The sequence below is a fragment of the Sporosarcina sp. SAFN-010 genome (genome assembly GCF_059415065.1).
Map to the genome: position 1 here is coordinate 99,368 of NZ_JBPFDS010000012.1, position 7,750 is coordinate 107,117.

The window sequence follows — 7,750 nt, forward strand, 5'->3', positions numbered from 1 at the left end:
AGGGAACGGTTTTTTTATGTTGTTTTATCCCCATTATGAATTGCTTCTGTTTGCTGATTCATTCCCCCAAAAAGCCGATTGTCCGCTTCAGCTCTCCATTTTACCGACTCTTCCACTCATATTGCCGATAACACATGCTATCTTTCCGATTCAACTAATCTACAATCCTACTGTCCAAAGATACGAATTCTTCCAACGAAATAGTTCCATTCTCCAACTCTACCAGATATGATGAACATAAAGAAACTTACATAAGAAAGAGGGACTCAACATGAAAGCATTCTCCGGCTTCGTTGCCGCTCGGTATAAATGGCTAATTGGTTTCTGGATCCTGCTACTCATCGGTTTTGCCATTTTTGCAATCCGACTCCCAGGTCTTCTCGAAGGCGATGGATTCCGTATGGACGGCGAGCAAGAAGACGTTTCCAATACGTTAACACAAGACTTTGACCAGCCCGACGAAACCATGTTTCTCGTCTTCGAAGGGAAAACAGATGATGAGATTTCAGATGCCTTAACCTCCATCGAAAAACTCGACATCACAAAAGAGATCATTTCCCCACTAGATGAATCAGATCAGTATAAAGACGACATCTCCTATGCGATGCTTCATTTCGATGATAGTGAGAGCGATAAGTCCAGTCTCGTTACTGAAATTCGCGATTCGGTGGGAACGGATAACGGCATCACACTTACCGGACAATCACCGATTACCAAAGATATTAACGCGGCAAGTCAAAAAGATTTAATGGTCGCTGAAGCAATCGGTCTGCCAATTGCACTCATTGTTTTGCTGTTCGCATTTGGTACTGTTGTCGCTTCTCTAGTTCCACTACTAATCGGGGTGGCAACGATTGTTACGTCATTTGGAATCCTCGCATTGTTCGGCGAAACAATGGATCTGTCCATCTTCGTCCTGAATATCATTCCGATGCTCGGACTCGCGCTCAGTATCGACTTTGCACTCCTGTTCATCAGTCGATATCGGGAAGAGCGAAAGCTACAATCGATTCCTGAAGCCGTACGCACCACAATTGAAACAGCAGGACGCTCGATTATTTTCTCAGCGTTTTGTGTCTTCATCGGACTCGGTGCAATGCTCCTTATCCGCGTGGATATCTTCCAAAACATCGCGCTCGGCGGCATGATTGTCGTATCGATGGCCGTTCTCGCTTCCCTTACACTCTTGCCGTCTGTGCTCCTTGTCCTGAAAGAACGAATTGACAAAGGAAAGATTCTTAACGTCAAAACCGGAACAGATCGTTGGCGTTCCTTTGCTGAAAGTGTCATTAAACGTCCAGTCATCATCACGATTGTTGCGCTTGTCATACTCGGAATTGCGCTAATACCAGTTCGCAATATGACACTTACGATTCCGCAGATAGACTCCTTGCCACTTTCGTATGACACTCGTTCTGCATACGAGAATATGGAAGATGCATTTGGGATGCGGAACGAATCCACATCATTTGTTATCGCCGAACGCTCAGGCGGATGGGAAGATGAAGAAGGGTTGAATGCACTCAAAGATGTTCAACAAGCTCTTGAAAAAGATGCACTCACTGGTAAAGTGACAACCGTTTTTTCCGAAAGTGGTATTGACCAACCTGAAGACTTCGCCCAAGCGTTACAACTACCAGAACAATCTGCTCAGTTGCAACCATTGCTGGATGCATTCATCACAAAAGACCTCCTTATGATTCCTGTAACGCTGGAAGCGGATGGTGCGTCAAGTGAAGCCCAAGAATGGGCACGAAAATGGTCTGAGAAAGAGACTCCTTGGAACTTGCAAATCGGAGGAGAAGCGAAGTTCAACCAAGAAATTTTCGACGAAATTGCTGACAACATCGTCTATGCGCTACTCATCATTATTGTGTCAACGTTCATCATCTTAATGATTGCATTCCGATCGCTCCTCATTCCGTTTAAAGCGATTCTGATGAACATCATCGGACTGTCGGCGTCATTCGGACTGCTCGTCTACATTTTCCAATATGGTCATTTCGGACTCCATCCTGGAACGATTGCACTGATTATCCCAGTCATTGTTTTCAGCCTCGTTTTCGGACTAAGTATGGATTACGAAGTTTTCCTGATTTCTCGTATGCAGGAATCCTATTTGGAAACGGGTGACAATGACAAATCGATGGTTGAAGGACTTGCATCGACAAGTAAAGTCATTACGTCCGCTGCGCTCATCATGATTGTACTGACAGGTGCATTTGCGTTTACAGACGTCATGCCTGTGAAGCAAATCGGTGTTGGGATTGCGATTGCGGTAGCAATTGATGCAACCATCATTCGCTTGTTACTTGTTCCAAGTCTTATGAAACTGTTCGGTGACTGGAACTGGTGGCTGCCGTTCCGTAAGAAAAGCTGATCTATAACAAAGAGACACATCCTCCTTCACGGAGGATGTGTCTCTTTTTATAGACTTACGGCGGCCTGTTCTATCCATTCAATCGAAACTGATGCGTCCATGGATGAATCGACACCTTGCTGGTCGTGTTTAAACGTCGCCATGACTAGAAAGTAGATAGAAGCTACCGCCACAATTGTCAGGACAATTACTGCAATCACGATTGCTTTCCCTTTCATCGGACGATTCCTCCGTCCTCCACTTTCTTAAATCCTTCTTCTCTTAAATAATCTACAGCTTCTTGGTAATCCCCAAAGCTGTCTTCCAAATTCAAACCGTGATAGATATTCCAAGCACCAAGCTCTTCTTTTAACTCAAGCTTAGAGTTATGTCCGTCTAACCAGACTTCTTCAACCGGCTCTGATTCCGTCTTCTCCTCAGCCAATCCTGCAATTGCATCTTCAATCGTCTTACGTAATTCCGCTTCAGAAGCTTCGCGTACATTCACGAGACCGCGGCTATCCGGCTCATAACCAGGCACATCCGCAACGTAAATGAACGCGTTGCCATTCGGATGTAAATGCTGAACGACAACTGTCTTATCGAATTTACTAGCTGCGTAATGATAATTGACTCGCTTCATTGAAACGTCTTTTCGGGACAGTTCCGGATATGATTCAATAATTGTTTGTTTCTCTTCAAATGTAAGCATTGGTGTTTACACACTCCTCATATTGTTCGTTTCAGTATATCATGATTCTTCGTGTATCAATAACCCGAACATCCGTGCGAATCCGATTGCTTGTTCCTTGGAAACTGTACACGCTGCAATTTTGGAAGGTGTCACTTCCAACCGCTCGAATGTACAACCAGCCAAATTCACTCCTGCAAGATCTGTCTCTCTAAAATTCGCATTCTCCAATTGGCTTCGGGAAAGCTTCATATCTTTTAATACGCACTCAAAAAAGTCCGACTCCGAAAACTGGGAGTCTTCGAGCTGAACCGCCTGCAGCTTACTAAAACTGAAACTGCTGTAGCGTGCATCACACTCCTCGAACCGTACATGCTTGACCCCCGAATGATCAAAGTTCGCTCCTGTCAATTTGCAGTTGCGGAATTCACAGCGCAATAAGTCTGCATGTCCAGCTGTCACATTGGAGAAATCACACCGCTCAAATACCGTATCTACGAATGAGGCGCCGGATAAATCCATATCTGCAAAAGTGCAATCGGTGAACATTGCATCATCAGTTGCGAGTTGCATACCACTCGTAAATCGTAAATCTCCGTTCTCCACTTCAACGCCACGAAGCGTACCTGGGTCTGACGGGATTTGTTCAGCATGTAGCTGTTCCCTTCGCGCTGATAACTTAGGTTTCTGAATCACCATTTTTCTCATACTATCACTCCTATCTAGTTTTCCATTCTGTGACTATAACAATGACGATGACGACGGAAAACGCTAAAATATAAAACCAATTGGGGATTGTACTAAGACCACCAAACATTCCACCAGCTCCTCGTTATGTACTCATCCTACAACATTCTGTCCATTCTCCACTCTTTCTCAAAGTATACCTGCAATCCACTCTTCTGGAAACTATCACCTCTTCAAAATAAAGAGGTCACGCTGTATTCAATCGACTTCGGCAAGGTATACTAAGAATAGGAGGCGAATTATTTGAAACGACTATTCCTTTTCGTGCTACTTCTCGTTGCCCTCTTTCTCTCAAAGCCTTATTGGGAAGAACCCGTCTCTAAGTATGTGGACCTATCCTTCTTAGATTCTATAGATGAAAAACTTGAAGACGTTGTCAACAAAGATACGATTGACTCGACAATCGATACGTTACGGACCGCTACACAAGATCTTGCAGGTATCATCTCGGACAAAACTGAAGGATTGCGAGATGTGAAACAGTCCGTCGACAAACCTGCGCTTGCAAAGCCGACGGACACCCCTATCTCCATCAACAATCTTGAAATCGGTGCACCTGCTGAACAAGTTACAGCTACACTTGGAGAACCTGAGAGCCAATCCCTCAATGAATACGGAACCGAATGGCAAACGTATCACACAGATTATCAAAACTTCGTCATGGTCTCTCTCGATGAATCTAATCGCGTCGGTGCCATTTACACAAATGACGACCTCATCTCATCTACTGTCGGTGTCTCATATGGCGCCTCAAAAGCAGATGTCAGAAAAGCACTCGGCCAACCACTGACTAAGATGCGTAAAGGGCTGAACGTGTTTGTCCTTCAAGATGATGAAGGCATGGATCTCTTCAAACTTGGAGATGTCTATGCGTATGTATTTTATGACATTCATCAAGAAAAAACTGTGACCGCCGTTGAACTCGTGTCTGTTGCACTAGAGAATAACAAAAAATCACTTTATGCTGAGCGTAGTGAAGCACTCCGTAATGGGTTTGAACGACAATTGTTCGATCTTACAAATGCAGCTCGGGTCCGTCACGGTCGCTCTATCCTTTCTTGGGACAGTGCAGTTTCAGGTACCGCACGCAAACATAGTACAGATATGGCAGACAATGACTATTTCAGTCATGATAATCTACAAGGTCTATCCCCTTTCGATCGCATCAAAGAAGATGGCATCGGATTTAAACGGGCCGGGGAAAACCTTGCTTACGGACAGTCCAGTAGCATCTTCGCGCACGAAGGACTGATGAATTCGAAGGGCCACCGCGAAAACATTCTTTTAAAAGATTATAGTAGCCTTGGTATTGGCGTCAGTTTCAACCAAGAGATGCAACCGTATTATTCAGAAGAATTTTTGCTCAGATGAAAAACAGCCAGACCGTGCGCATAATGCTCAGTCTGGCTGTTTTCTTACTTTTTCTTGAGTTCCGCACATGCAATCCGTTCCCCTGAATTTCCTGAAGGATCCGTTTTATAATCATCCGCATCTGCGTGAATGACGAGTGCACTTCCATCCCCATCTATCAGTGAATTGGGTTTTCCAGGCTGGAGTGTGAGATTATGCATCGTCACTTTAACCGCCACTTTCCCATCTTCTCCTACTTCCAAATTAGGCAAGTCTCCAAGATGGTACCCTTTCGGATTGTCAAAACCATGTTGTTTATCCGTCGGATTAAAATGACCGCCTGCAGATTTGAAATCAGGGGGTGTACAAACTGCCTTTTCATGAAGATGAATACCATGGATGCCCGGCTTCAGTCCTTCAGCGCCCAAGCTAATCGTGAGAATTCCATTGACTTCTGTGAAATGTGCTTCTCCGATTTGTTCGCCCTCAGTATTTATTAAACTCGTTTCAATTGTTTTTGTTGCCTCGGCATTCACAGGGACTTTTGCATTCATCCCCCCACAACCGCTTAAGACAATCATCATTGTCGCAATAAGTACCCCTTCAATTAAACGTTTCATATAATTTTCGAACCTCCTTACGATAAGGATGGCTGAAAACCGGTAAATTATGTGTCTTTATGAACGTTATTTCAAAGTTTCACTTCATCGCTCATTTCAAATACGTCAAAAACATCACGTTGGATGATTAGCGACATGACCTTTCCGTTCTTTTTAAAGTAATGGACGTTTCCGACTCGCGCTTCGAGCATCTCCGTCCAACCCCACTTTTCGATTTCATCCAAATATTCAGCAGGAGGCGTCCCTTCCTCGTCACCGATGTCATTCATTTTGTACTTCGCAGACTTTGCAATTTCTGTCGTACAGTCTTCCGGTTTTAGTTCGTATGCATTGTTAGGTACAGGGAATCCTTCGTTAATGACCGCCATCCGGTAACCGTCTTCATGTGCAAATGTATAAGAACAGCCTGCCAACAACCACACGCCTAAGATGAGTATTCCGGCAATCCGCTTCATCCAACTAACCTCCCGAATTGTTCTATTACTTCAAGAATACTTCATAAATTCGGTCATGTCTTTAACGTATTTGTGACAAAAAGCGCCTAAGTGCTCAAATGCACTTAGGCGCTTCTCTTATTTCAATTTCTGGATGATACATACTTTCAAATAGTTGAATTCCGGATAATCTCGGTTCGTTCGGAAGTCTTTAGGTAGAGAGGAATCTTCTAAAATTTTATACTTGGTACCTGTTGCTTTGAACGCTTCGTCAATGAACGTTTTGAATTTTTTCATGCTGAAGCTTGCGTTGTTTGTAGATGCGACGATGAATCCTTTTTTCTCAGTAATCGCGATCGCGTCCTGCAGCAAAGCCGTATAGTCTTTTGCTGAACTGAACGTGTACTTTTTAGAACGTGCAAAGCTAGGTGGATCTAGTACCACTACATCGAACTTCAACTCATGACGCTTCGCATATCGGAAGTAATCAAAGACATCCATCACTTTGATATCTTGTGCTTCATAGTCGATACCGTTCACACTGAACTGTTCAATTGTTTTTGCTAAACTACGCTTCGCTAAGTCAACGCTTGTTGTCTTCACAGCACCACCGCTTAACGCAGCGACTGAGAACGCACCTGTATAAGAAAACGTATTCAGTACATGACTGCCTTCAGAGTATTTGTCTCGAAGCGCCGCACGCACATCACGCTGATCGAGGAATATGCCTGTCATAGCACCATCATTCAAATCGACCGCAAAGTTCATGCCGTTTTCTTTGACGATGATTGGAAAATCTCCAGGAGTTCCTGATACGTAATCGTCTTGGTCGATATACTGACCCTTTGTGTCAAAGCGTTTTTTCTCATAGATTGCTTTTGCATTGACGATTTTGTCTAAAACGCCATAGACGTGATGTTTCATCGAGTAAATCCCTTCGCTATACCAGCTTACCATGTAGTAGCCGTCGAAGTAATCGATGGTTAATCCGCCAATTCCGTCGCCTTCTCCGTTGAATAGACGGTATGCAGTGGTTTGGGTGTTCATTTTAAAGTTACTGCGGCGTTCAATTGCTGCGCTTATGCGGGATTCGAAAAATTTGAAGTCGATGGCTTCTTCTTCTTTTCTCGTTAATACCCAGCCGATTCCTTTGTTTTGGTTACCGTAGTAGCCTTTGGCAATGAATCGGCGGTTTCGGTCGATCAGACGAAGCAGGTCGCCTTCTTCTTTTAAGACTTCCGGATTCATGACAGCGTCTTTTAAAATAAGCGGGTAGCCTTTCTTTAAAGCAATACCGCTTTTATCGTTTACGAGTACATCAATTGTTTTCATGTTTTCATCCTTTTCTACGGATAGTTATGTCCGTTCGCGCATTTTCTTTATTATCGCACGTTTGGCTTCGAATTGCGATTCCTTCCTAATATACATTCACAAGAATATACATTTTAGCACCGTTGTTTTCCGCTGCAGGTGGACGCTTTCTTACCTCGAGTCAAGTCTTTTATAAGATTAATAATGAAGCTTATGAAGGAAAGTATCAACACTCATC

The 7,750-nt window shown here is 43.8% G+C and carries 8 protein-coding genes; 2 read left to right on the plus strand and 6 right to left on the minus strand.

Going from position 1 to position 7,750, the window contains the following annotated elements; genetic code table 11:
* Positions 1-271 precede the first annotated feature (271 nt).
* On the plus strand, positions 272-2,380 hold the full coding sequence (locus ACR65F_RS13835) for an MMPL family transporter (RefSeq protein ID WP_440504748.1): 2,109 nt from the start codon (positions 272-274) through the stop codon (positions 2,378-2,380).
* A 47-nt stretch (positions 2,381-2,427) separates the two neighbouring features.
* Here ACR65F_RS13835 and ACR65F_RS13840 read toward each other — a convergent pair whose 3' ends face one another.
* Genes ACR65F_RS13840 through ACR65F_RS13850 form a run of 3 tightly spaced genes read right to left on the minus strand, consistent with a single transcriptional unit; the run spans position 2,428 to position 3,758 of the window.
* Positions 2,428-2,598, minus strand: coding sequence for a hypothetical protein (locus tag ACR65F_RS13840; RefSeq protein ID WP_156137902.1), 171 nt, complete (start codon positions 2,596-2,598; stop codon positions 2,428-2,430).
* Complete coding sequence (locus ACR65F_RS13845) at positions 2,595-3,071, minus strand: hypothetical protein (RefSeq protein WP_039042291.1); 477 nt, start codon at positions 3,069-3,071, stop codon at positions 2,595-2,597. Before ACR65F_RS13845 ends, ACR65F_RS13840 begins: the two co-directional genes overlap by 4 nt.
* A 39-nt stretch (positions 3,072-3,110) precedes the next feature.
* Complete coding sequence (locus ACR65F_RS13850; RefSeq protein ID WP_440504749.1) at positions 3,111-3,758, minus strand: pentapeptide repeat-containing protein; 648 nt, start codon at positions 3,756-3,758, stop codon at positions 3,111-3,113.
* 282 nt (positions 3,759-4,040) lie between these two features.
* Between ACR65F_RS13850 and ACR65F_RS13855 the strand changes: the two genes are divergently transcribed.
* Complete coding sequence (locus ACR65F_RS13855; protein WP_440504750.1) at positions 4,041-5,168, plus strand: CAP domain-containing protein; 1,128 nt, start codon at positions 4,041-4,043, stop codon at positions 5,166-5,168.
* 44 nt (positions 5,169-5,212) lie between these two features.
* Here the strand turns inward: ACR65F_RS13855 and ACR65F_RS13860 are convergent, their stop codons facing one another.
* The 3 genes from ACR65F_RS13860 to ACR65F_RS13870 all read right to left on the minus strand — a co-directional run bounded on the left by ACR65F_RS13860 (position 5,213) and on the right by ACR65F_RS13870 (position 7,533).
* The gene (locus tag ACR65F_RS13860; RefSeq protein WP_440504751.1) at positions 5,213-5,767 is read right to left on the minus strand and encodes a superoxide dismutase family protein; all 555 of its coding nucleotides are present in this window, start codon (positions 5,765-5,767) and stop codon (positions 5,213-5,215) included.
* 71 nt (positions 5,768-5,838) lie between these two features.
* Positions 5,839-6,222 carry a hypothetical protein gene (locus ACR65F_RS13865; protein ID WP_039042294.1) on the minus strand — a complete coding sequence of 128 codons (384 nt, stop codon included), beginning with the start codon at positions 6,220-6,222 and terminating at the stop codon, positions 5,839-5,841.
* A gap of 117 nt (positions 6,223-6,339) precedes the next feature.
* Complete coding sequence (locus tag ACR65F_RS13870; protein WP_440504752.1) at positions 6,340-7,533, minus strand: class I SAM-dependent rRNA methyltransferase; 1,194 nt, start codon at positions 7,531-7,533, stop codon at positions 6,340-6,342.
* Positions 7,534-7,750: the final 217 nt, after the last annotated feature.

Bases quoted from the DNA above. Each gene is read 5' to 3' on its own strand.
- ACR65F_RS13865 (WP_039042294.1), bottom strand. From the start codon at position 6,222: ATGAAGCGGATTGCCGGAATACTCATCTTAGGCGTGTGGTTGTTGGCA.
- ACR65F_RS13860 (WP_440504751.1), bottom strand. From the start codon at position 5,767: ATGAAACGTTTAATTGAAGGGGTACTTATTGCGACAATGATGATTGTC.
- ACR65F_RS13850 (WP_440504749.1), bottom strand. From the start codon at position 3,758: ATGAGAAAAATGGTGATTCAGAAACCTAAGTTATCAGCGCGAAGGGAA.
- ACR65F_RS13845 (WP_039042291.1), bottom strand. From the start codon at position 3,071: ATGCTTACATTTGAAGAGAAACAAACAATTATTGAATCATATCCGGAA.
- ACR65F_RS13835 (WP_440504748.1), top strand. From the start codon at position 272: ATGAAAGCATTCTCCGGCTTCGTTGCCGCTCGGTATAAATGGCTAATT.
- ACR65F_RS13870 (WP_440504752.1), bottom strand. From the start codon at position 7,533: ATGAAAACAATTGATGTACTCGTAAACGATAAAAGCGGTATTGCTTTA.
- ACR65F_RS13840 (WP_156137902.1), bottom strand. From the start codon at position 2,598: ATGAAAGGGAAAGCAATCGTGATTGCAGTAATTGTCCTGACAATTGTG.